Annotated in this window: 17 protein-coding genes; 8 read left to right on the top strand and 9 right to left on the bottom strand. The window is 70.4% G+C overall.

Features of this window, described 5'->3' with window-relative positions:
- Positions 1-125: 125 nt before the first annotated feature.
- Positions 126-1,280, bottom strand: a complete 1,155-nt coding sequence (locus ACGFZQ_RS31585) for an RNA-guided endonuclease InsQ/TnpB family protein (RefSeq protein ID WP_393843169.1) — start codon at positions 1,278-1,280, stop codon at positions 126-128.
- Between the two features lie 260 nt (positions 1,281-1,540).
- Between ACGFZQ_RS31585 and ACGFZQ_RS31580 the strand changes: the two genes are divergently transcribed.
- Positions 1,541-2,014, top strand: coding sequence for a hypothetical protein (locus ACGFZQ_RS31580; RefSeq protein WP_351738215.1), 474 nt, complete (start codon positions 1,541-1,543; stop codon positions 2,012-2,014).
- An 81-nt stretch (positions 2,015-2,095) separates the two neighbouring features.
- Complete coding sequence (locus ACGFZQ_RS31575; protein WP_393843168.1) at positions 2,096-4,618, top strand: FG-GAP-like repeat-containing protein; 2,523 nt, start codon at positions 2,096-2,098, stop codon at positions 4,616-4,618.
- Positions 4,619-4,693: 75 nt separating this feature from the next.
- Here ACGFZQ_RS31575 and ACGFZQ_RS31570 read toward each other — a convergent pair whose 3' ends face one another.
- Positions 4,694-5,662 carry an intradiol ring-cleavage dioxygenase gene (locus ACGFZQ_RS31570; protein WP_393843167.1) on the bottom strand — a complete coding sequence of 323 codons (969 nt, stop codon included), beginning with the start codon at positions 5,660-5,662 and terminating at the stop codon, positions 4,694-4,696.
- Positions 5,663-6,033: 371 nt separating this feature from the next.
- A complete protein-coding gene (gene aspS / locus ACGFZQ_RS31565) occupies positions 6,034-7,797 on the bottom strand; it encodes an aspartate--tRNA ligase (RefSeq protein WP_393843166.1) in 1,764 nt (587 codons plus the stop codon).
- A gap of 238 nt (positions 7,798-8,035) precedes the next feature.
- Here aspS and ACGFZQ_RS31560 point away from each other — a divergent pair, with 238 nt between their 5' ends.
- Complete coding sequence (locus tag ACGFZQ_RS31560) at positions 8,036-10,162, top strand: SpoIIE family protein phosphatase (protein ID WP_393843165.1); 2,127 nt, start codon at positions 8,036-8,038, stop codon at positions 10,160-10,162.
- Positions 10,163-10,169: 7 nt separating this feature from the next.
- On the opposite strand, the gene ACGFZQ_RS31555 is transcribed toward ACGFZQ_RS31560, so the two are convergent.
- The 4 genes from ACGFZQ_RS31555 to ACGFZQ_RS31540 all read right to left on the bottom strand — a co-directional run bounded on the left by ACGFZQ_RS31555 (position 10,170) and on the right by ACGFZQ_RS31540 (position 15,139).
- A complete protein-coding gene (locus ACGFZQ_RS31555) occupies positions 10,170-11,204 on the bottom strand; it encodes an AI-2E family transporter (RefSeq protein WP_393843164.1) in 1,035 nt (344 codons plus the stop codon).
- A 148-nt stretch (positions 11,205-11,352) separates the two neighbouring features.
- Positions 11,353-12,330 carry a pirin family protein gene (locus tag ACGFZQ_RS31550; RefSeq protein WP_351696054.1) on the bottom strand — a complete coding sequence of 326 codons (978 nt, stop codon included), beginning with the start codon at positions 12,328-12,330 and terminating at the stop codon, positions 11,353-11,355.
- 121 nt (positions 12,331-12,451) lie between these two features.
- Positions 12,452-14,392 carry a YncE family protein gene (locus tag ACGFZQ_RS31545; RefSeq protein ID WP_393843163.1) on the bottom strand — a complete coding sequence of 647 codons (1,941 nt, stop codon included), beginning with the start codon at positions 14,390-14,392 and terminating at the stop codon, positions 12,452-12,454.
- 264 nt (positions 14,393-14,656) lie between these two features.
- Complete coding sequence (locus tag ACGFZQ_RS31540) at positions 14,657-15,139, bottom strand: SseB family protein (RefSeq protein ID WP_393843162.1); 483 nt, start codon at positions 15,137-15,139, stop codon at positions 14,657-14,659.
- Positions 15,140-15,315: 176 nt separating this feature from the next.
- Here ACGFZQ_RS31540 and ACGFZQ_RS31535 point away from each other — a divergent pair, with 176 nt between their 5' ends.
- The 3 genes from ACGFZQ_RS31535 (at position 15,316) to ACGFZQ_RS31525 (ending at position 18,855) form a co-directional block, all read left to right on the top strand.
- Positions 15,316-17,157, top strand: a complete 1,842-nt coding sequence (locus tag ACGFZQ_RS31535; protein WP_351738198.1) for an acyl-CoA dehydrogenase — start codon at positions 15,316-15,318, stop codon at positions 17,155-17,157.
- A 79-nt stretch (positions 17,158-17,236) separates the two neighbouring features.
- On the top strand, positions 17,237-18,535 hold the full coding sequence (locus ACGFZQ_RS31530; RefSeq protein ID WP_393843161.1) for a M18 family aminopeptidase: 1,299 nt from the start codon (positions 17,237-17,239) through the stop codon (positions 18,533-18,535).
- 74 nt (positions 18,536-18,609) lie between these two features.
- Positions 18,610-18,855 (top strand): DUF6458 family protein, encoded by a 246-nt coding sequence (locus ACGFZQ_RS31525; RefSeq protein ID WP_351738194.1) that lies wholly within the window; start codon positions 18,610-18,612, stop codon positions 18,853-18,855.
- A gap of 9 nt (positions 18,856-18,864) precedes the next feature.
- Here the strand turns inward: ACGFZQ_RS31525 and ACGFZQ_RS31520 are convergent, their stop codons facing one another.
- Both ACGFZQ_RS31520 and ACGFZQ_RS31515 read right to left on the bottom strand, forming a co-directional pair.
- Positions 18,865-20,724 (bottom strand): thioredoxin-like domain-containing protein, encoded by a 1,860-nt coding sequence (locus ACGFZQ_RS31520; protein WP_393843160.1) that lies wholly within the window; start codon positions 20,722-20,724, stop codon positions 18,865-18,867.
- A 66-nt stretch (positions 20,725-20,790) separates the two neighbouring features.
- Positions 20,791-21,183 carry a cupin domain-containing protein gene (locus ACGFZQ_RS31515; RefSeq protein ID WP_393843261.1) on the bottom strand — a complete coding sequence of 131 codons (393 nt, stop codon included), beginning with the start codon at positions 21,181-21,183 and terminating at the stop codon, positions 20,791-20,793.
- A gap of 86 nt (positions 21,184-21,269) precedes the next feature.
- On the opposite strand from ACGFZQ_RS31515, the gene ACGFZQ_RS31510 reads away from it, so the two are divergent.
- Positions 21,270-22,268, top strand: a complete 999-nt coding sequence (locus ACGFZQ_RS31510) for a GlxA family transcriptional regulator (protein ID WP_393843159.1) — start codon at positions 21,270-21,272, stop codon at positions 22,266-22,268.
- A complete protein-coding gene (locus tag ACGFZQ_RS31505) occupies positions 22,265-22,759 on the top strand; it encodes an LURP-one-related/scramblase family protein (protein WP_393843158.1) in 495 nt (164 codons plus the stop codon). The genes ACGFZQ_RS31510 and ACGFZQ_RS31505 overlap by 4 nt, the downstream gene beginning before the upstream one ends.
- Positions 22,760-22,777: the final 18 nt, after the last annotated feature.

The raw sequence follows: 22,777 nt of genomic DNA, 5'->3' as shown, positions 1-22,777 counted from the left end.
GCCGTCACCTTCTCGGCCGTGAACGGCCGACCTTGTGCACTCGGTCGTTCACACCTCGTCGCGCTCCCGACTGCCCCCTACGACAGGACGGTCACGGGTCGCATCCACCCAGCCCCTGGCAGCTGTCAGGGAGAGGGTGCGGGTGCGGTGACGAACACCCACGCCGAGCGAGCGCGATCGCGCACGTTTACCCCGGCGACGACATCAGCCGGGCCAGCGAGCCCGCACCGACGACAGCAAAAGTGATCCCGGCCAGGCCGGTTGGCCCGCTCGGTATGCCCGCAGCGCGGACAGCGCTGCGAGGTGTAGGCCGCATCCACCTCGAGGAAGGGCACCCCGGCCTTCCTGGCCTTGTAGGCGAGGTGCTGTCCGAGCTGGTGGAAAGGCCAAGAGGAGAGGTTGCCCCGCTGGTCGCGACGAAGCCGTACCCGCTCGCGGATCCCGCCGAGCTCTTCGACGGCGATCCCACGACCGGTGCGTTGCGCGTCAAGCACAATCTCCTTACTGATCCGATGGTTCACCTGGGTGGCATGACGCTTCTCCTTCCCCGCACGGCGGGCGAGGCGACGGGTGGCCGATCGGGTCTGTTTCCGCTGGAGTTCGGCGCGCTTACGGGCCTGCCAACGCCGGTAACGGTCCAGCCGACGCCCCTGGTAGTTGGTGCCGTCGCTGGTCGTAGCCAGATTCACGACGCCCCGGTCCACCCCGATCCAGTCGACCGGCTCGTACACCTCTGGGTCGGGCAGCTCGCAGGTCGCGATCAGGAACCACTTGCCTCCGCGCCGGACAAGATCGCTCTCACCCTTGCGGTACGCCACAACCATCTTGAGCTGATCCGGCGAGCAGGAGAACCGGATGCCCTTCATCCGCCCGTCCACGGTCCAGATGGAGACAGTGTGCGCGTCGTACTGCCAGGACAGACAACGGTCATCGAACGGCTGGGCCGCCTCCGGACGGAACACGACAGGACCGCCGACGGCCCTGCGGTACCGCTTCGAGGTGGGCGAACCCAGGTTCCCGGCCCGGGAATTGGCCTTCAGGACCGTGTAGGCGTCGACGACCTTCTTCACCGTTCGCACCGCCGGCTGCGCCGACAGCCCGAACATCGCCTTCAGATCCGTGTACACCTCCCTCTGCAGACTGTTGCGGTCCTTGAGGCCCTTCGCGACGGCGACCTTGGACGCGTAGGTGGCGGCCCGGTTGCAGGCACGCAGAGTCGCCTCTAGGGCCGACGCCTGTCCGGGCGTCGGCAGTAGCTTTACCTGCACCACCAGCCTCATGGCATCGGACCGTAGTACGACCACCGCACACACGACCGTGATTCATGGCGGCGATCACTACAACCGGCGACGAATGGAGCGGTTGTTCGCATTCGCGGCTCTGCCGGGCGGTCACGCGGAAGCTCGGCGCCGCAGTCGAAGCAGGAGGCGGGTGCTCTGCTGCGAGAACGCCGTGGCATCCTCGGCAGAATCAAGTGAATGTTTGGGCGGGGTGAGGCCCCGGCCCCTGCATGTCCCCGACACATCCGTATGGTTTCGCCATGACCCCTGAGCTCATCCCGATCGCCTACGAGCCGCACGGCCGTACCGAGGCGATCGGCCGCTATTCCGACGGACAGTTCCTGGCGTCGGTCACGTACGCGTTCCCCGAGGGGTTCCGGCTCGACGAGGGCTGGGAGGAGCAGAAACGGCTGTACTCGGTGCTCCATCTCTTCGACGCCGAGGGCCGCTACCGCGACTCGCAGATCTGGTGCGCGGGCAGCTGGGCCGAGCAGCGGCGCGACCCGGACGGAACGGACTCGGTGCTGTCCCGGGCCCGGGCCCGGCTGGCGACCATGCTGCGCAGCCTGCCCCGGCGCACGTACACGGACATAGCGATCCGCCCGTTCCGGCTCACCGTCGACGGCGTGCTGTTCGGTCTGGTGGCCAAGGAGGACGAGGACGGCCCGTGGGCCGAGCTGTACCCGGACCGCCTGGGCTTCGGCGAGCCCTGGGACGGCCGGTACGACACCTGACCAGCATGTACACGCTCAACTGCTGGTAGGGTCCGTCCACTTGTGCGAGGGCAGGGGACCCTCGCAGGGAGGGACTCTCTCGTGGGCAGATACGCCCTGTCGCGCCGCCGGCTGGCGGTCGCGATCTCTTCGGTGGCGCTGGCCGTCACCGGCGGCGCCGCGCTTCCTACGACGGCCGTGGCGGCTCCGGTCGTGCCGTGGACCTCGGCCACCGCCCTCACCGGCACCGACGTCTCCACCTCGGTGCAGGATCTGGTGGCCACCCCGGACGGGTCCGCCGTCGCGATCTGGAACCAGTTCGCGGCCGCGGGGTCCGCTGAACGCAAGCTGTACGCCGCCGTCAGGCCGGCCGGCAGCGACACTTGGGGCACCCCGGCGCTGATCGCCACCACCCCGGAAGAGGCCGGCCACGTCAAGCTGCACCCCTCCGCCGACGGCACGGTCACCGCGCTGTGGTCGGAGTACCCGGACGAGACCGCGCCGGGGTCCGGGCCCTTCGACACCCGGGTCGTCAGCTCCGTGCTCGCCGCCGACCACTCCGGCTGGTCCGCACCCGTCGCGCTGGGTGGCACCGACGCCTTCGTGGGCGACGGCGGCATCGACCTCGCCGAGGCCCCCGACGGCACGCTCACCGCCGTATGGAGCGCCAGGTCGCCGGACTCCTGGGCGCCGTGGGAGGTGTACGGCGCCACCCGAGGTGCCGACGGCATCTGGTCGGCGCCCGCGCAGCTCAGCGACACGGCCGCGGACGGTGCCGACGGGGCGAACTCGCCGAGCGTCGCCGTCACCTCCGACGGCACCACCGTCGTCGTCTACGAGCAGACCGACGGACCGTCGGCCTCAGTGCGGACCGTCTCCCGCGCGGCCGGCGCCGCCGGCTGGACCGCCCCGGCTGCCGCGAGCCCCACCTACCAGTCCGTCAGTCCGCCCGAGCTCACCGCCGCCGACGACGGCACCGCGACGGTCGCCTTCAAGGCCGCCGACGAGTCCGAGAACCAGACCATCCGCACCGCAGTCCGTGGCAACGACGGCATCTGGTCGGCGCCCGACGCTGTGACCGCGACCGAGAATCTCGCCGAGACCCCCGAACCGCTCATCGCCCCGGAGGGCGACGTCACCCTGGTCTGGGTCGACTGGGTCGACCGCACCTCGACGTTCAGCACCCGCACCGCCACCCGTGAAGCCGCCACCGGCGCCTGGTCGGCCGTGCAGACGCTGTCCACGTCGTACGTCCCCGAGGCGTGGGACGCCGACATCGCCGACGACGGCACCGTGCACGCCCTGTGGCCGCAGGAAGTCGGCAACAAGCGGGACCTTGTGGAGTCCGTGCGCAGCGACGGCGCCTGGACCGCTCCCACGCCGCTGCCGGGCTCGTCGGCTGCCTACGTCCTCGGGCGGGTCAGCGTCGGCAAGGACGGCGGCGCTACCGCCGTCTGGTCCGGCGCCCCGACCGGCGGCGCCAACTCGCAGCTGTTCGGCAGCCGTACCGCCTGGCCCACGCTCGCCGTCACCGGCTCCACCGTCCCGGCGACCGCCGCGCTGACGGGCACCACCACCGCGAGCAGCGCCTGGACGCCCACCTGGACGCTCAGCCGGCCCACCTCCTCCTGGGCGGTGACGCTCACCGACACGGCCGGGAAGACCGTCCGCACGCTCACCGGTTCAGCCGACGGCCTGACCGTCACCGCGAGCTGGAACGGCCGTACGGCGTCCGGGGGTTACGCCCCCGACGGCCCCCTGACCTGGACGCTGAGCGCCACCCAGCAGGGTGCGGCCGTGCGGCTGGCCTCCGGCAAGGTCACCGTGACCGGCGGCGCGGCCGTCGCCCGGGACTTCGGCGGTGCCTCGGCCACCCCGGACGGCGCGGGCGATCTGCTCACCCTCTCCTCGTCGGGTGCGCTGAGCTACCAGCTCGGGACCCGCACCGGCACGTTCTCCGGCAAGGTCACCGGCACCGGCTGGGCCACCTCCACGAAGTTCGTCCCCGTGGGCGACCTCAGCGGCGACCGCTGCAACGACGTGTTGGTGCGGCCGAGCAGCGGCGCGCTGCGCCTGTACAAGCCGGCCTGCGGCAAGGCGCTCACGCCGTCGACGTCGTACACGACGATCGGCAGCAGCGGCTGGAACCAGTACGACGTGCTGACCTCGCCCGGGGACATCAGCGGTGACGGACGACCGGACCTGATCGCCCGCAACTCCGCCACCGGGACCGTCTACCTCTACAAGGGGACCAGCACCGGCAAGTTCTCCGCCCGGGTGAAGCTGTACGACAACTGGAAGACGTACAAGAAGATCGTCGGCGTCGGGGACCTCAACGGCGACGGCATCGGCGACCTGATCGCCCAGGACAAGTCCAACAACCTGTACCGCTACAGCGGGACGGGCAGGGGCACCTTCAAGGCTCGGGTGAAGCTGTTCGCCGCGTGGGGCGGCTCCTACAACGCCGTGGTCGGCGTGGGCGACATCACCGGGGACGGCAGGGCCGACCTGGTCTCCCGCGACGCCTCCGGCAACGTGTACCGCACCAGCGGTGACGGCAAGGGGTCGTTCGGGGCGCGGGTGAAGATCGCCAGTGGCTGGAGCGGGTACAAGTCCGTTTCCTGACCCGTCCGGTCACATGAGTGAAGGCGCCCGAGACCGTCGTGATCCCGGACGCCTTCCGGTGCTCAGGGCGGAGGACTACGACGCGGAGGCCGACGGTGATGCCGAGGCCGACGGGGCCGGGCCGCCGCCGCCCTCGCCGTCGTTGGTGGCGTCCGTGTCCACGGACATGGTGATCGAGCCCACGACGCCCTTGCCGATGTCGTCCTTGTGGTAGCGGAGCTTCAGCAGGCCGCCCTGGGTGCCGGACTGGTCGTAGATCGTGTCCTCGGTGAGGGTGGTGCGGGTGGTGGTGTTGGTGACGTACGGGTCGAGGGTCATGGTCGCGATGACGGCCTCTTCCGCGAAGAAGAACTGGCCGGTGTGGCAGGTGTGCCCGCCCTCGTAACCCGCGTCCGTCCACTCGCCGTCCACGTGCACCTTGACGTGGATGTGGACGCAGCGGCCCTGGTACCAGCCCGGGAAGACGGTCTTGAAGGTGACATGGCCGTGTCGGTCGGTGTGCCAGGTGCCGCGCAGATAGCGGGTGTCGTCGGTGGGCTCCTGGTGGCCGCCGCCACCGCCGGGCGGGGGTCCGGTGGGGACGCCGGTCGGCGTGCCGGTGGGCGAACCGGTCGGAGCCGGTCCACCGCCGCCCCCGCCTCCGCCGCCGCTGCCCTGGTTCTCGTAGCCGGAGTAGACGCCGATCGCGTCGCAGTGCCAGATGTCGACGGCCGCGTTCCGCACCGGGCCGCAGGTCTCGGAGTCGATCACCCGGAGGCTCAGCGTGAGCGGAATGCCCGGCCTGTCCTCGGTGACGTCCTGGCGGAGCTTGTCCGCGTCGATGTAGTAGGGGCCCTCGACGGCCTCCGAGGTGAGCAGGTAGCAGTCCTCCGGCGGCGCCGGTTTCGGGCCGTGCCCCGGTGCCTTTCTCTCCCCCGCGACGGCGTTCGCGGCGAACGCCCCGCCCAGGCCGACCGCCGCGACCGCACCGGCGCCCACGGTGACGACCTTGCGGCGCGTCGGATCGTCCGGACGGGTCTGATCGAGCTTTTCGTTGTCTGTCATGCGGCTGGAAGGTAGGTAGGAAAGCTTTGCGAGAGCTGAGAAAAGAGCGCTCTTCCACCAGTGCGCGAGATTAAGTCCGGAAACCGGCGCCGGATATGCCGGAGGCGCGCCGGATATACCCGACGCGCCGGAAAAGGCGCTGCACAGCAGTGCTCTCGGCCGTCTCCGAGACCGCAGCTCGCAGCAGGTCTCCAAGGGTGCCAAGGCCGCACCGCCCGCCACCGCGGGCCGCCGCACACCATGAGGGCCGGAAATCTACGGTGATTTCCGGCCCTCATGAAATTCCAGCGCGGTAAGGCTTCCCTTGCAGAACCCCTTACGCCGGCGCTTTCCTCGACCCCGGCGTCGGCTCTTGCCTCCGCGCTTTTCGCCTACTTCGGCTGCGGCTTCCGGATGGTCAGGTGCAGCTCGCGCAGCCGGGCCTCCTCCAGCTCGGTCGGCGCGCCCATCATCAGGTCCTGGGCGTTGCCGTTGAGCGGGAAGGCGATGGTCTCGCGGATGTTGGGCTCGTCGGCCAGGAGCATCACGATGCGGTCCACGCCCGGGGCGATGCCACCGTGCGGCGGGGCGCCGAAGCGCAGCGCGCGCAGCATGCCGGCGAACTCGCGCTCGACGGTCTCCTCGTCGTAGCCCGCGATGCCGAACGCCTTGAGCATGATGTCCGGCTCGTGGTTCCGGATCGCGCCGGAGGACAGCTCGACGCCGTTGCAGACGATGTCGTACTGCCAGGCCAGGATGGACAGCGGGTCCTGGGTCTCCAGGGCCTCCATGCCGCCCTGGGGCATCGAGAACGGGTTGTGCGAGAAGTCGATCCGGCCGGTCTCCTCGTCCTTCTCGAACATCGGGAAGTCGACGATCCAGCAGAACCGGAAGACGTTCTCCTCGAAGTGCCCGGCGCGCTTGGCGGCCTCGACCCGCACCGCGCCCATGATCTTGGAGACCTCGTCGAACTCGCCCGCGCCGAAGAAGACGGCGTGACCGGCGGCCAGCTGGAGCCGCTTGGTCAGCTCGGCGACGTTGTCCTCGGTGAGGAACTTGGCGATCGGGCCGGAGAGCGAGCCGTCCTCGGCAACGCGGACCCAGGCCAGGCCCTTGGCACCCTGCGAGACCGCGAAGTCACCGAGCTGGTCGAAGAACTTGCGGGGCTGGTCCTGGACCGCCGGCACCGGCAGCGCGCGGACGTGCTTGCCGGCGAAGGCCTTGAACTCCGAGCCCTCGAAGATGTCGGTGATGTCGACCAGTTCCAGCTGGGCGCGCAGGTCCGGCTTGTCGGAGCCGTACTTCAGCATCGCCTCGCGGAACGGGATCCGCGGGAACGGCGAGGTGACCTCGTGGCCGCCGCCGAACTCCGTGAACAGCTCGGTCATCAGCTGCTCGATCGGGCGGAAGACGTCCTCCTGCTCGACGAAGCTCATCTCGACGTCGAGCTGGTAGAACTCGCCCGGCGAGCGGTCCGCGCGGGCGTCCTCGTCGCGGAAGCAGGGCGCGATCTGGAAGTAGCGGTCGAAGCCGGAGATCATCAGCAGCTGCTTGAACTGCTGCGGGGCCTGCGGCAGGGCGTAGAACTTGCCCGGGTTCAGGCGGGAGGGCACCACGAAGTCACGGGCGCCCTCGGGGGAGGTCGCGGTGAGGATCGGGGTGGCCATCTCGTTGAAGCCGAGGGCGACCATCTTGTGGCGGATGGCCGAGATCACGGCCGTACGCAGCATGATGTTGCGGTGCATGCGCTCGCGGCGCAGGTCCAGGAAGCGGTACTCCAGGCGCCGCTCCTCGTTGACCCCGTCCTCGGTGTTGATCGTGAACGGCAGCGGGGCGGCCGCGCCGAGCAGCTCGACCTCGCCGACCTCGACCTCGACCTCGCCGGTGGGCAGGTCGGGGTTGATGTTCTCGGTTCCACGTGAAACAACGCGGCCGTCGACCCGGACGGTGGATTCCTTGGAAAGCTTGTCCAGGGCCTCGTACGCCGGGGTGCCGGGGCGGGCGACGAGCTGCGTGATGCCGTAGTGGTCGCGCAGATCGATGAAGAGGATGCCGCCCAGGTCGCGCCGATTGTGCAGCCAGCCGCTCAGCCGGACGTCGGTGCCGACGTCAGAGGCGCGGAGCTGGCCGCAGGTGTGGGACCTGTACCGATGCATCGTCGGGTGTTCCTCTTCTTTGTGGTCTGCCGAGGTGCTCTCCTCGACCGGCACCAAGCCATGGCGCCCGGACCCATCAAGGGTACCGGGCACCCAAAGATCGCCTCCCCACCATTAACCGCAGGCGGGGGCGGGGCGCGGCGACGGCGGACCGGGGCAGGGGGGCGATGGTCTCGGTCCCACTAATCTCGGTCCGAAACAGTGGCACTCTTCGATCTCATCTTCTTAAAGTGGGGCAATGCGAACTGGCGAGCCCCTGCCCGCCGTGGAGGACGTCCTCGCCGCCCTCGCGACCGGGCTGTGGCACTGGGACACGGCCACCGGGCTGGTCACCGCGGATGCGGAGGCGGCGCGGCTCATCGGGCTGCCGGCCGAACCGTCCATTCTCTCGGAGGCCCTGGTCCGGTCCCGTTTCCACCCCGTGGACTGGAACGAGAACACCAGCATCACCCGGCTGGCCGCCACCGAGGGCACGCTCGGCGAGGTCCGGCTGCGGGTCATGGACGAGCGGGGCCGGCTGATCCGTACCGTGCGCAGCCGTTTCCGGCCGGTGTACGACTCCGAGGAGCGCGTCTACCGGGTGACGGGCACCATCCAGGAGGTCTCCGAGCCGGCCCCCGGCAGCGCCGCCCAGCATCCGGTCACCGGCGACTGGCGGCGCTCCCGTGAGGCGTTCCTGCTGGACGCGGGGAGGGCGCTGGCCGAGGCGCGGTCCACCGAGGAGGTGCTGCGGGTCGCCGGGGGTCTTTCGATGCCCGGGTTCTCCCCGGACGGGCTGGCCGTCTTCGGAGCCAAGGGCGACCGGCTGACGATGATCGGCCACCACGGTCAGCAGATCGACGAGGACAGCCCCTTCAGCAACATGCCGCTGGACACCGACTACCCGGCGGCGGAGGTGGTACGGACCGGCCGGGCCGTCTATCTCTCCTCGGCCGAGCAGTACAAGTCCCGCTACCCGGTCACCTGGCCGCTGGCCCAGCGGTTCGGCCGCCGGTCCTGGGCCTTTCTGCCGCTGACGGTGGCCGGGCGGACCATGGGCGCCTGGATGGCGGGGTTCACCTACCCGGTGTCGTTCACGCCCGACGAGCGGTCCGTGCTCACCACGGTGGCCCGGATGCTGGCGCAGGCCCTGTCCCGGGCCGGGATCGCCGACTCGGAGCGGGAGCTGACCGACGGCCTCCAGCGCTCCATGCTGCCGACGCTCGGCCCCGAGATACCCGGCATGGACGTGGCCGCCCGCTACATCCCGACCGGCGGCGGACTCCAGGTGGGCGGCGACTGGTACGACATGATCCCGCTGCCGTCCGGCCGGTTCGCGCTGGTCATCGGTGACGTCCAGGGGCATGACGTACGGGCCGCGGGCATCATGGGCCAGCTCCGGATCGCGCTGCGCGCCTACGCCTCCGAGGGCCACCGCCCGGACGCGGTCCTCTCCCGGGCCTCCCGTTTCCTGCACGGGGTCACCTACGACGAGGAGATCACCGACCTCCGCTTCGCGACCTGCCTGTACGTCGAGGCGGATCCGGCGACCGGGATGCTGGAGATCGCCCGCGCGGGGCATCTCGACCCGACGATCCGGATGACCGACGGCACGGTGCTGCGGCGGCCGACGGCGGGCGGGCTGCCACTCGGCATCGACCCCGACGCGGACTATCCGACCACGCGGTTCACCCTCGAACCCGGCGAGACCATGATGATCTGCACCGACGGTCTGATCGAGACCGGCGGCCATGACATGGAGAGCGGCTGGCAGCGGGTCCGGGCGATCATGGAGGACCAGGACAGCGACCTGGAGAAACTGTCCGACGCCCTGGTCCAGGCCGTACACGGCCCCTCATCGCACCACACCACCGGACCGCTGGCCGACCGCCGCGAGGACGACATCGCGGTCCTGCTGCTGTCCCGGCCGGGCGCCGTGCACGGCGACGGGACCATCGCCGTACGGCCCCTGGTCCGCCGCACCCTGCTGTCGGTGGCCCAGGCCGAGCCCGAGCGGATCGCCGAGGCCCGCCAGCACCTGCGCGAGCTGCTGCACGACTGGGGCTCGCCCGACCAGGTCGACTCGGCGGTGCTGCTGGTCTCCGAGATGCTCACGAACGTGCTGGTGCACACCGACGCGGACGCGCTGCTGCTCGCCGAGGTCGGCGGCCAGGCCCCGGAGCGGCGGCTGCGCGTCGAGGTCACGGACGCCGGCGACGACCTCCCGCACAAGCGCCGCCCCGGGGAGCTGGCCTCCTCCGGCCGCGGCCTGGTCCTGATCGAGCTCCTGGCGGAGGCCTGGGGCGTCGAGCCGCGCGGGGAGGGCAAGAGCATCTGGTTCGAGCTGTACGAGGGGGACGGGGGGTACGGCGACGACGGGGACTAGGTGTGGACTAGGTGGTGGTCGCGTACCGCGCTCGTAGCTCGTGTACGACTCCGAAGGCGGCCGCGGTGAGCGGTACGGCGAGCAGCATGCCCAGGATCCCGGCGACGGAGGCCCCCGCGGTGATGGTCACCATCACCACCGCCGGGTGCATCTGCACGGTCCGGCTCTGGATCATGGGCTGCAGCACATGCCCTTCCAGCACCTGCACGGCGAGTACGACACCGAGCACCCACAGCGCGATGACGAAACCCCGGTCGGCGAGGGCGACCAGTACGGCGACGGCGCCGGAGATGAAGGCGCCGAGGTAGGGGATGTAGGCGCCGACGAGGACCAGCGCGCCGAGTCCCACGGCGCCCGGCACCCGGAGGACCAGCAGGCCGACGGTGATGCAGACGGCGTCGATGAACGCGATGACGGTGGTGCCGCGCATGAACCCCTCGATGCGCTCGAAGGCACGACGGGCCATGGCCTCCAGCAGGTCGGCGCTGCCGCCGGGGGCCATGGCCCGGATGGACTCGACGACGAGATGCGAGTCACGGAGAAAGAAGAAGACCAGCAGCAACGCCAGTACGGCCATGGCGATGCCCTCGCCGACCACGCTCACGCCGCTGATGACGTTGGAGGCGGCCGTCCCGCCGAACTTGCCCAGCAGGTCCTTGGCGTTGTCGGCGAGGTCGTCGAGCGAGGTCCCGGCGGCGCCGAAGTGCTGGGCGAGCGACTTCGCGGCGTTCTTGAGGGACGAGGTGATCTGGCCGCCGGTGTCGATGAGCGCGGCGACGACGATGTACACGGCCCCGCCGACGACGGCTGCGACGGCGACGCAGGTGAGGCCGGCGGCGAGGGAGCGCTGCACGCCGGCCGTGACGAGCCGCCGGTACAGGGGCCCGAGCAGGGCGGTGCCGAGGAGGGCGAGCAGCACGGGGGTCACCGCGGTGCGGAACTCCGAGCAGAGCCGGATGCCGACCCAGCCGACGCCGGCGGCCAGCAGCAGAACGGCACACCAGGCAGCGAACCGACGCACGGGCTCGGGCAGCAGGGACACGCGTCCAGCGCATCACGCAAGGCCCCCCGACGCCCTGCCGTACACCCCCTGCCGAGTGACACCCACCACCCGTCTCGGTCCACCGGAAAGCGAATGGCGGGAGGCCCGGTGTAGGAGTTACGCCGGGCCTCCTGGAGTCGCGGGTCCGTTACGCCTCGGGGCCCGTCTCCGTCATTCCGTGGACCGCCGGGATCGTGCCCAGGCGGCCCTTCTGGAAGTCCTCGAAGGCCTGCATCAGCTCGTCCTTGGTGTTCATGACGAACGGGCCGTAGTGGGCCATCGGCTCCCGGATCGGCTGCCCGCCGAGGAGGACGACCTCCAGGTCCGGGGTGTGCGAGTCCTGCTTCTCGTCCGCACGGACGGTCAGCGAGGAACCCGCGCCGAAGACGGCCGTCTGGCCGAGGTGGATCGGCCGGCGCTCCGCACCCACCGCACCCTTGCCGGCCAGCACATACGCCAGCCCGTTGAAGTCCTCGCGCCAGGGCAGCGTGAGCTCGGCGCCGGGGGCCAGCGTCGCGTGGATCATGGTGATCGGCGTGTGCGTGATGCCGGGACCGGCGTGACCGTCCAGCTCACCGGCGATGACCCGCAGCAGCGCGCCACCGTCGGGGGTGGTCAGCAGCTGCACGTTGCCACCGCGGATGTCCTGGTAGCGCGGGGCCATCATCTTGTCCTTGGCCGGGAGGTTCACCCACAGCTGCAGGCCGTGGAAGAGGCCTCCGGACATGACCAGGGACTCCGGCGGCGCCTCGATGTGGAGCAGGCCGGCACCGGCCGTCATCCACTGGGTGTCGCCGTTGGTGATGGTGCCACCGCCGCCGTTGCTGTCCTGGTGGTCGAAGATGCCGTCGATGATGTAGGTGACGGTCTCGAAGCCACGGTGCGGGTGCCAGGGCGTGCCCTTGGGCTCGCCCGGCGCGTACTCCACCTCACCCATCTGGTCCATCATGATGAACGGGTCGAGGTGGCGGTAGTTGATCCCCGCGAACGCCCGGCGTACCGGGAAGCCCTCGCCCTCGAAACCGCTCGGCGCGGTCGTGACGGTGAGCACGGGACGGGCCACGGCGTCGGCCGGTGCGGCCACCCGGGGAAGGGTCAGCGGGTTCTCGACGGTCACTGCAGGCATGTTGGCTCCTCCTTGTACGCCCAGTTTAGTTGAGCGTTGAACTTTCTGCTACCCCTAACGGAGAGGGCCCGGAGGACATTCCCTCCGGGCCCGGTCATCCGCCGATCAGTGGATCAGTGGCTCAGTTGCTGAAGTAGATGTACTTCCAGCCGCCGTACGTCGTGGAGTTCACGGTGTCGCCGGACGAGCCGTTGACGTATACCGAACGCAGCCGCGCCCGGATGCCGGACTCGCCGGGAGCGCCGATCCGCACGGCCGACTTGCCGCTCGTGCCGAGCGCGAAGTACTCGGAGTCCCCCGAGTACCACTTCCCCTGGTAGTAGACCTCCAGGTCCAGGCGGTGCTCGCGGCCCGGGTAGTAGGTCATGGTCGTGGTGAACACCGGGTCGGTGTTCTTGTGGAACCAGTAGTACGACGTCGAACCGATCTTCGCCGTCTTGTAGTGCTTGGAGACCGCGGTGGAGATCTTGACCCGCGCGTACGCCGTGGCCTTCACCGTCTTCGGCGCGTAACGGGCGTCGCCGTCGAAGACCGCGGAGACGGCCGTGTCCCGGGTCATGTCCACCCAGCCGGCGATGTTCCCGTGGGAGTCCACCTTGCCGGTCTTGATCAGCTTCTTGCCCTTGTCACTGCCGAAGGGGTCCGCGTAGATCTTGACCGAACGGTTCTTGTACGTCGTCCCCAGGTGCGCGGTGAACTTCACGTCGGCGCCGTAGTTGTACAGCTTGCCGTTGTTGTTCAGGCTCAGGCTCGTCGCCGCACGGGAGACCGCGACCTTGTCGGAGGCGGAGACCGCCGTGTGCTCGGCGTCGCCCGCGAAGCTCACCTTGTACGTGACCGTGCCGCCGGCCGGCGGGGTGTCGGAGAAGGAGTACGTGCCGTCCGCCTTGACCGTGGCGGAGGCGAGCGCCTTGCCGTTCGGGGACTCCAGGTCGGTGCGGGTGACGGCGAGCCGCGAGCCGGCCGGGAGGGCGACGCTCGCGGTGATCTTTCCGGTGACGGTGAGCTTCTTGGCCCGGGTCGCGGACGCCGGCGCGTTGACGGTGAGGGCCGGCACGCTGAGCGTCGGGTCCGAGAACGCCTTCAGGGTGTACGTGTTGTCGTAGTTGCCCGCCAGGGCGAACACCCGGGAGGAGTCGGGAGCCCAGGCGACCGCGCCCATGGAGGAGTTCCCGGCCTCGAACCGGCGCACCGGCGTGGCCGAGCCCGCCTTGTAGACGTTCACGTGGCGGTCGTAGACCTGGGCGATCAGGCCGCTCGGCGAGACGTCGCCGAACCAGCCGGTCTCGGTGAGGTCCGAGCCCTCCGTGAAGGTGCCGTCGGCGTAGGTCAGCTTCCGATCGCCGTTCCACAGCACCTGGGAGGTGCCGGGCAGGAGGTCGACGTCGCTGGAGTAGCGTCCGCCGTCCGTCTTGGCGACCAGCTGCGGGGTGGCACCGGAGACGTCAAGGAGGTTGACCGCGCCCGGAGAGTCCCCGCTGTCGGCGTAGGTCAGCAGGCCGGGGACGGCCGGGTTCGCGCCGAGAAGGCCCGAGTTGTAGTAGGGGGCGACCGTCTCCGGCAACTGCCCCAGGGTCACCGCGGCGGCCGGATCCGTGGCCGCCGGGTCCACCGAGCCCAGGTTGCCGTGGTACCCGTCCGTGCCTTCGGTCCGGTACGAGAACCAGAGCCGGCCTCCGGTGAAGGCGACCTCGTGCGGGGTGGCCCCGGTGCCGATGTCGTAGGTGGTCTTGATCTCCAGGGTGGCCGCGTCCAGCGCCAGGATCGCGTGACCGGAGGCCTGGGCCGCGTACAGGGTGGCGCCGTCGTCCGACACCGCCAGGTCGCTGACGTCACCGAAGCCGACGTTCAGGTCGACGAGGGTGCCGTTGTAGTCGGTGGCCAGGATCCGGCCGTTGGCCTCGTCGGCGACGAAGACACGCTTCACGGCGCTGTCGGCGACGAGACCGACCGGCGTGCCGAGGACGGCCGACTGTGCCGAGGCGGTCCCCGCCGCCACGACGCTCAGCGCCGCCGAGCTGAAGAGGACCGCGAGCGCCGTCGCGGCCGAAGTGCTGCGCATGCGCACAGTGATGAAACCCCCAGTGGAAACCCGGGTTCGCCGGGTGGATGAGAGCGCCGCGCGGCACCCGTACACGACCGCGGAAGAGCGGTTGCGCGTGGGGCGCGGCTGCCAGGGGGCAGCCTATGGCATGGCTGTGACAAAGGGGGAGCGGGTTTACGGAGGGATCCGGGGGGCTCCGAGGACAGCCGTGGGACATGTGTGCCCGAAAGCAGCGGCCCGCCCGGTGCGCGGCTGTCCGAGTGGGGGCGTCTAGCCGAACGTCTAGCCGTACATCCGCCGCATCGCGAACTCCACCATCTGTTCGACCGCCTTCGCGTCGAAGACCATCCGGTGCTCGCCCTCCATGTCGAGGACGAAGCCGTAGCCGGTCGGCAGCAGGTCGATGACCTCCGCGCCCGTGATCACGAAGTACTTGGACTCCTTGCCGGCGTACCGGCGCAGCTCCTTCAGCGAGGTGAACATCGGGATCACCGGCTGCTGGGTGTTGTGCAGGGCGAGGAACCCGGGGTTGTCGCCGCGCGGGCAGTACACCTTGGACGTGGCGAAGACCTGCTGGAAGTCCTCGGCGGTCAACTGGCCCGTGGTGAAGGCCCGTACCGCGTCCGCGAGCGAGGGCGGAGACGGCTCCGGGTAGAGCGGAGGCTGCTGGCCGTACCCGCCCGCGCCGGGCATCTGCTGCTGCGGCTGGGCGTACTGCTGCTGAGCAGCAGCACCGTCCATGGGCTGGCCGCCGTATCCGTACATGGGCGCAAGCCTACCGAGACACGCGGCCTCCGCGAGAAGGTAGACCCTTCTCACACTTCGCCCGATGGGGGTTGCGTCTTATTACCGGCGGGTAGCATCATCGGAGCTACTCGTTGGTATGTGAAAGCTTGCGCGAGGATTCAGTGCCTCGCCGATCCGGATACGGAGCCGTCACCATGGGGCACTACAAGTCCAACCTCCGCGACATCGAATTCAACCTCTTCGAAGTGCTCGGGCGCGACAAGCTGTACGGCACCGGCCCGTTCGCCGAGATGGACACCGACACCGCGAAGAGCGTCCTGGCGGAGCTGACCCGGCTCGCCGAGAACGAGCTGGCCGAGTCCTTCGCCGACGCCGACCGCAATCCGCCGGTCTTCGACCCGGAGACCAACACCGCACCGGTCCCGGCCTCCTTCAAGAAGAGCTACAAGGCCTTCATGGACTCCGAGTACTGGCGGCTCGGCCTGCCCGAGGAGATCGGCGGCACCACCGCTCCCCCGTCGCTGATCTGGTCGTACGCGGAGCTGATCCTCGGCGCCAACCCGGCCGTGTGGATGTACTCCTCCGGCCCGGCGTTCGCCCGCATCCTCTTCGAGGAGGGCACCGAGGAGCAGAAGAAGTGGGCCCAGATCGCGGTCGACCGGACCTGGGGTTCGACCATGGTCCTCACCGAGCCGGACGCCGGTTCGGACGTCGGCGCCGGCCGCACCAAGGCGGTCCAGCAGGAGGACGGCTCCTGGCACATCGAGGGCGTGAAGCGCTTCATCACCTCCGGTGAGCACGACATGGAGGAGAACATCCTCCACTACGTGCTGGCCCGCCCCGAGGGTGCCGGCCCGGGCACGAAGGGGCTGTCGCTCTTCCTCGTCCCGAAGTACCTCTTCGACTTCGAGACCGGCGAGCTGGGCGAGCGCAACGGCGTCTACGCCACGAACGTCGAGCACAAGATGGGCCTCAAGGCCTCCAACACCTGCGAGATGACCTTCGGCGACCGCCACCCGGCCAAGGGCTGGCTGATCGGCGACAAGCACGAGGGCATCCGCCAGATGTTCCGGATCATCGAGTTCGCCCGGATGATGGTCGGCACGAAGGCGATCTCCACGCTGTCGACGGGCTACCTCAACGCCCTCGAGTACGCCAAGGAGCGCGTCCAGGGCCCCGACCTCGCGAACTTCATGGACAAGTCCGCGCCCAAGGTCACCGTCACCCACCACCCCGACGTCCGCCGCTCGCTGATCACGCAGAAGGCGTACGCCGAGGGCATGCGCGCCCTGGTCCTCTACACCGCCTCGATCCAGGACGCGATCGCGGTCAAGGAGGCGAACGGCGAGGACCCGAAGACCGAGCACGCGCTCAACGACCTGCTTCTGCCGATCGTCAAGGGCTACGGCTCCGAGAAGGGCTACGAGCAGCTCGCCCAGTCGCTGCAGACCTTCGGCGGCTCCGGGTTCCTCCAGGAGTACCCGATCGAGCAGTACATCCGCGACGCCAAGATCGACACCCTCTACGAGGGCACCACCGCGATCCAGGGCCAGGACTTCTTCTTCCGGAAGATCGTCCGCAACCAGGGCGCGGCGCTGAACTCCCTCGCCGAGGACATCAAGAAGTTCCTGGCACTCGGCACCGGCGGCGAGCAGCTGGCCGGCGCCCGCGAGCACCTCGCGAAGGCTGCCGTGGAGCTGGAGGCGATCGTCGGCCTGATGCTGACCGACCTCGCGGCCACCGAGCAGGACGTCAAGAACATCTACAAGGTGGGCCTGAACACCACCCGCCTGCTGCTCGCCTCCGGCGACGTGATCGTCGGCTACCTGCTGCTCAAGGGCGCCGCGATCGCCGCCGAGAAGCTGGAGACGGCCTCCACCAAGGCCGTGTCCGCCAAGGACGTCGCCTTCTACACCGGCAAGATCGCGGCGGCGAAGTTCTTCGCGGCCAACGTGCTGCCGGGCGTCACCCTGGCCCGCAAGGTCGCGGCCGACGTCGACCTCGACCTGATGGAGCTGGACGAGGCGGCTTTCTGATCCGGCCGACCTGATCCGCCCACGGTGGCCCGCTCCCTCGCCGGGGAGCGGGCCACCGTCCGTCGTTAAGGTGAGGAACATGAGCGAACCAGCCCGCTTCGATCGCGGCCACACCGATGACCTGATGTCCTTCCTCGCGGCCGGCCCCACGCCCTACCACGCCGTGGCGAACGCCGGCGAACGGCTGGAGAAGGCCGGTTTCCGGCAGGTCGCCGAGACGGACGCCTGGGACGGGACGGCGGGCGGCAAGTACGTGCTGCGCGGCGGCGCGATCATCGCCTGGTACGTCCCGGAAGGCGCCGCACCCCACACGCCGTTCCGGATCGTCGGCGCACACACCGACTCCCCGAACCTGCGGGTCAAGCCCCGCCCGGACACCGGGGCGCACGGCTTCCGCCAGGTCGCCGTGGAGATCTACGGCGGACCGCTCATGAACTCCTGGCTCGACCGGGACCTGGGCCTGGCCGGCCGGCTCAGCCTGCGCGACGGCTCCACCCGTCTCGTCGACGTGCGCCGGCCGCTGCTGCGGGTGCCCCAGCTCGCCATCCACCTGGACCGTGCGGTGAGCAGCGACGGGCTCAAGCTGGACAAGCAGCGCCATCTGCAGCCGATCTGGGGCCTCGGCGACGACATCCGCGACGGCGACCTGATCGCCTTCCTGGAGCAGGAGTCGGGCCTGCCGGCCGGCTCGGTGACCGGCTGGGACCTGATGACCTACGCCGTCGAACCGCCGGCCTACCTGGGCCGCGACCAGGAGCTGATGGCCGGCCCCCGGATGGACAACCTGCTCTCCGTGCACGCCGGTACGGCGGCCCTCGCGGCCGTGGCGGCGGGCGGCCCGCAGCTCCCCTGCATCCCGGTGCTCGCCGCCTTCGACCACGAGGAGACCGGCTCCCAGTCCGACACCGGCGCGGACGGCCCGCTGCTCGGCAGCGTGCTGGAGCGCTCGGTACTGGCGCGCGGCGGGTCGTACGAGGACCGGGCGAGGGCCCTCGCGGCCACCGTCTGTCTCTCCTCCGACACCGGTCACGCCGTGCACCCCAACTACGCGGAGCGCCACGACCCCACGCACCACCCCCGCCTCAACGGCGGCCCGATCCTCAAGGTCAACGTCAACAACCGCTACGCGACGGACGGTTCGGGCCGCTCGATCTTCGCCGCCGCCTGCGACAAGGCCGGAGTCCCCTTCCAGACCTTCGTCTCCAACAACTCCATGCCCTGCGGCACCACGATCGGCCCGATCACCGCGGCCCGCCACGGCATCCAGACCATCGACATCGGCGCGGCGATCCTCTCCATGCACAGCGTCCGTGAACTCTGCGGCGCCGACGACCCGTTCCTCCTCGCGAACGCGCTGACGGCTTTCCTGGAGGGCTAGTTGCACATGCGCCGCCCGCCCCTGGGTACCCGGTGTGGACCGGAACCACCGGACCTGAAAGGAAGGCGACACTCATGGGGCTCGGCGGGTGCATCATCCTCATCGCCGTGGGGGCAATCCTCACGTTCGCGACCGACTGGCACATGCAGGGCGTCAACCTCGATGTCGTCGGCCTGATCCTGATGGCCGTCGGGATCATCGGCGTCGCCACATTCAGCAGCATCGCCCACCGCCGGCGGGTGGTCGTACCGCCGACGGCCGTGGTCGAGGACGACCGGCGCCACCACCGCGACGGCTACGGCGACGGGTACGGCGCCTGACAAAGCCGCCTAGGCCTCGTGGTCCATTCCGGCCAGGACCAGCGGCAGCCGGTTCGCCCCTGCCTCCGTGATCCGTACCGGGACTCCCCAGTCCTGCTGGTGCACATGGCAGGCCGGGTACTCGTTGGCGCCCGCGGCGGAGCCGCTGTTGGACTCAGGGTCGTCGCAGGACGCGGCCATCGCCGAGACGTGCAGGACGCCTTCCGGCACGGCCGGGTTCAGCTCCAGCTCCCTGGCCAGGTCGGTGTCCGCGCCCTCGCCCTTGAGCAGCAGCTCCGGCGGGGTCGAGGACACCAGGAGCCGCGTCGACGGGCCGTAGCGCGTGTCCAGCTTCTGGCCCGCGGGGGCCTGGAAGATCACGTCCAGGCGGAGGCGGCCGGGGGCCACCTCGGTCGCCGCCCGCCGGGTGCGGTGGGCGACCGACTCCACCCGGACCGCCTCCTCGGGCAGCCGCAGCCGGGTCAGCCGGTGGCGGGCCGACTCGACCACCACGATGTCGTCCCCGGCCAGCACCGCGTCGCTCGGCTCTCTCAGGTCCGTGGCAAGCGTGGTGACCTGGCCGGTCGCCGGGTCGTAGCGGCGCAGCGCGTGGTTGTAGGTGTCGGACACCGCGACCGAGCCGTCGGGGAGCGCCGTCACGCCCAGCGGGTGCTGAAGCAGCGCCTGTCCGGCCGCGCCGTCCCGGTGACCGAAGTCGAAGAGGCCGGTACCCACGGCGGTGTGGACGTGTCCGTCCAGGTCGACCCAGCGCAGGGCGCTGGTCTCGGAGTCGGCGAGCCAGAGCCGGTCGGCGGTGGCGGCGAGACCGGACGGCTGCGCGAACCAGGCCTCGGCCGCCGGCCCGTCCACCAGCCCCTCGTTGGTGGTGCCGGCGGCGACCGCGACCGCCTCGCTCTCCGGGTCGTACGCCCACAGCTGGTGCACGCCCGCCATGGCGATCCACACCTTGCCGCCGAAGACCGCCACGTCCCAGGGGGAGGACAGGTCGACCTCGCGGGCCGGGCCCGAGGTCGGGGAGCCCTGCCACCACTGGCGGCCGGTGCCGGCGAGCGTGGTCACCTCGCCGGTCGCCGGGTCGAGGCGGCGCAGGGCGTGGTTGACGGTGTCGGCGACGACCACCGAGCCGTCGTCGAGAAGCGCCAGTCCCTGCGGTTCACTGAAGGCGGCCTCGGCCGCCGGGCCGTCGGCGAAGCCGCGCGTGCCGGAGCCGATCCGCCGCACCACCGTCTCCGCGTCCTCGGCCAGCTCCACCAGCTGGTGCCGGGTGGTGTCGCTGACCAGGAAGTTCCCGGTGGGCAGCAGCAGCGCCTTGCCGGGGAAGCGCAGAGCGGTCGGCTCGGGCTCCGGCGGCACGTACGGACCGTCGCCGCGCCGCAGGGTGCCCTTCGCCTCGTGCTCCGCCTCCAGCTCCTCGACCAGCCGGGCGATCGCGTGCGCGTGGCCCTCGCCGGCGTGCTGGGCGACGACATACCCCTCGGGGTCGACCACGACCAGCGTCGGCCAGGCCCGCACCGCGTACTGCTTCCAGGTGGCGAGCTCCGGGTCGTCGAGCACCGGATGCTCCACGCCGTACCGCTCCACGGCGTCGACGACCGCCTGGTGCTCCGCCTCGTGCACGAACTTCGGCGAGTGCACCCCGATGATCACCACCGTGTCCCGGTGCCGCTCCTCCAGCTCCCGCAGCTCGTCCAGGACGTGCAGGCAGTTGATGCAGCAAAACGTCCAGAAGTCCAAAATTACGATGCGTCCGCGCAGGTCCGCGAGGGTGTACTGCTTGTCACCGGTGTTCAGCCAGCCGCCCTTGCCGATCAGCTCGGGGGCACGGACGCGGGCACGGCGCGGGGTGGGGGCCGGGGATGTGTCGCTCATGGATCAAGGGTGCCACTTGTCGGCGGGAGCTCGTTCACCCCTGTGGATAACTCGCGTCTTCCCTGGTCAGGCGAGGGTGTGGCCCGTCGTCGCGTCCACGTGGGGTGGGATCTCGTCGTGGCGGTCGCCGACCGTGGAGGTGCCGGTCGGTTCGAAGAGGAGGATCGAGGCTCCGGCCAGGGCGGCCGGCTTGTGCTCGGTGCCGCGGGGGACGGTGAAGACCGAGCCCCTGGGGAGCACGACCGTGCGCTCGCCGGCCGGCTCCCGCAGGGCGATGTGCAGCTCGCCCTCCAGTACCAGGAAGAACTCGTCGGTGTGGTCGTGGACGTGCCAGAGGTGCTCGCCCTCGACCTTGGCGACGCGCACGTCGTAGTCGTTGACGGCGGTGACGATCCGGGGGCTCCACAGGTCCTCGAAGGAGCCGAGGGCGCGGGCGAGGGAGACGGGTTCGCTGTTCATGGCGCTGTTCATGGCGCTGCTCATGGCGTTCATGGCGTTCATCCTGGGTGCTCGCCCGGCGGTCGGGTGAGTGCTAGAAATCGCATATGCCGCAAGGATCCTCGCAGTCGACGCACCGGGTGGCCGTGATCGTGGACGCGGGCACCAACCCGTTCGAGGTCGGTGTCGCCACCGAACTGTTCGGGCTGCCGCGGCCGGAGCTGGGGCTGTCCGTGCCGCCGTACGAGGTGACGCTGTGCGCGCCCACCCGCGAGGTGCGCATGAACCACGGCTTCTTCACCCTGAGCGGTGTGGCCGGGCTGGCGGCGGTGGACACGGCGGACACCCTCGTCGTGCCGGGGCGCCCGGACAATGTCGTGCCGCGCGGCGAGGACGTGCTCGACGCGATCCGGCGCGCGCACGCGCGCGGGGCGCGGGTGGTGAGTTTCTGCACCGGGACCTTCGCGCTCGCCGAGGCCGGGCTGCTGGACGGTCGGCCGGCCACCACGCACTGGCGCTGGGCGGACGCCTTCCGGCAGCTGCATCCCCGGGTGCTGCTCCGTCCGGACGTGCTCTTCGTCGACGACGGCGACCTGCTCACCGCCTCCGGCAGCGCGGCCGCGCTCGACCTGGGGCTGCACGTCTGGCGGCAGGACCACGGCGCAGAGATCGCCAACGCGGTCTCCCGGCGGCTGGTGTTCGCCTCGCACCGGGACGGCGGGCAGCGGCAGTTCGTGGAGCGGCCGGTGCCCGAGGTGCCGGACGAGTCGCTCGGCCCGCTGCTGGCCTGGGCACAGGAGCGGCTGGGCGAGCCGCTGACCGTGGCGGACCTGGCCATGCGGGCGGCGGTCTCCCCGGCGACCCTGCACCGCCGGTTCCGCGCCCAGCTGGGCACCACCCCGCTGGCCTGGCTGACCGGCGAGCGGGTGGCGCTGGCGTGCCGGCTGATCGAACGCGGTGAGGAGCGCCTGGAGGTGGTGGCCGCGCGCAGCGGCCTGGGCACCGCGGCCAACCTGCGCGCACGGCTGCGGCGCGAGACCGGGCTCAGCCCGTCGGACTACCGGCGGCGTTTCGGGCCGGTGGGCCGGGAAGGGGTACGGACATGAGATTCCTGGTACGCGACCGGATCCTCGGCTTCGGCGAGGACTACTGGATCGAGGACGAGCACGGCGACAAGGTCTTCCTCGTCGACGGCAAGGCCATGCGGGTGCGCGACACGTTCGAGCTGAAGGACCGGCACGGGCGCGTGCTCGTCGACATCCGCCAGAAGATGTTCGCCCTGCGCGACACCATGGTGATCGAACGCGACGGCGAATCCCTGGCCACCATCAGGCGCAAGCGGCTCTCGCTGCTGCGCAACCACTACCGCGTGCACCTGGTCGACGGCACCGAACTGGATGTCAGCGGCAAGATCCTCGACCGTGAGTTCGCCGTGGAGTACGACGGTGAGCTGCTGGCCGTGGTCTCCCGGCGCTGGCTGCACGTCCGGGAGACCTACGGTGTCGACGTCGTACGGGACGACGCGGACCCGGCGCTGCTGATCGCGGTGGCGGTGTGCGTGATCCACCTCGCCGACAAGGAGCGCGAGGAGGACTGACGCCGGGAGGACCAGCGA

Source organism: Streptomyces sp. NPDC048254 (assembly GCF_043201895.1).
Classification (GTDB): Bacteria; Actinomycetota; Actinomycetes; order Streptomycetales; family Streptomycetaceae; genus Streptomyces.
The sequence above is the reverse complement of the archived record's forward strand: the minus strand, read 5'-3'. Positions and strand labels throughout refer to the sequence as shown.

Excerpts from the sequence above, each read along its gene's own strand:
- ACGFZQ_RS31525 (WP_351738194.1), top strand. The coding sequence starts at position 18,610 with ATGGGGCTCGGCGGGTGCATCATCCTCATCGCCGTGGGGGCAATCCTC.
- ACGFZQ_RS31585 (WP_393843169.1), bottom strand. The coding sequence starts at position 1,280 with ATGAGGCTGGTGGTGCAGGTAAAGCTACTGCCGACGCCCGGACAGGCG.
- ACGFZQ_RS31520 (WP_393843160.1), bottom strand. The coding sequence starts at position 20,724 with ATGAGCGACACATCCCCGGCCCCCACCCCGCGCCGTGCCCGCGTCCGT.
- ACGFZQ_RS31550 (WP_351696054.1), bottom strand. The coding sequence starts at position 12,330 with ATGCCTGCAGTGACCGTCGAGAACCCGCTGACCCTTCCCCGGGTGGCC.
- ACGFZQ_RS31540 (WP_393843162.1), bottom strand. The coding sequence starts at position 15,139 with ATGTACGGATACGGCGGCCAGCCCATGGACGGTGCTGCTGCTCAGCAG.
- aspS (WP_393843166.1), bottom strand. The coding sequence starts at position 7,797 with ATGCATCGGTACAGGTCCCACACCTGCGGCCAGCTCCGCGCCTCTGAC.
- ACGFZQ_RS31510 (WP_393843159.1), top strand. The coding sequence starts at position 21,270 with ATGCCGCAAGGATCCTCGCAGTCGACGCACCGGGTGGCCGTGATCGTG.
- ACGFZQ_RS31505 (WP_393843158.1), top strand. The coding sequence starts at position 22,265 with ATGAGATTCCTGGTACGCGACCGGATCCTCGGCTTCGGCGAGGACTAC.
- ACGFZQ_RS31545 (WP_393843163.1), bottom strand. The coding sequence starts at position 14,392 with ATGCGCAGCACTTCGGCCGCGACGGCGCTCGCGGTCCTCTTCAGCTCG.
- ACGFZQ_RS31515 (WP_393843261.1), bottom strand. The coding sequence starts at position 21,183 with ATGAACAGCGAACCCGTCTCCCTCGCCCGCGCCCTCGGCTCCTTCGAG.
- ACGFZQ_RS31570 (WP_393843167.1), bottom strand. The coding sequence starts at position 5,662 with ATGACAGACAACGAAAAGCTCGATCAGACCCGTCCGGACGATCCGACG.
- ACGFZQ_RS31535 (WP_351738198.1), top strand. The coding sequence starts at position 15,316 with ATGGGGCACTACAAGTCCAACCTCCGCGACATCGAATTCAACCTCTTC.
- ACGFZQ_RS31530 (WP_393843161.1), top strand. The coding sequence starts at position 17,237 with ATGAGCGAACCAGCCCGCTTCGATCGCGGCCACACCGATGACCTGATG.
- ACGFZQ_RS31560 (WP_393843165.1), top strand. The coding sequence starts at position 8,036 with ATGCGAACTGGCGAGCCCCTGCCCGCCGTGGAGGACGTCCTCGCCGCC.
- ACGFZQ_RS31580 (WP_351738215.1), top strand. The coding sequence starts at position 1,541 with ATGACCCCTGAGCTCATCCCGATCGCCTACGAGCCGCACGGCCGTACC.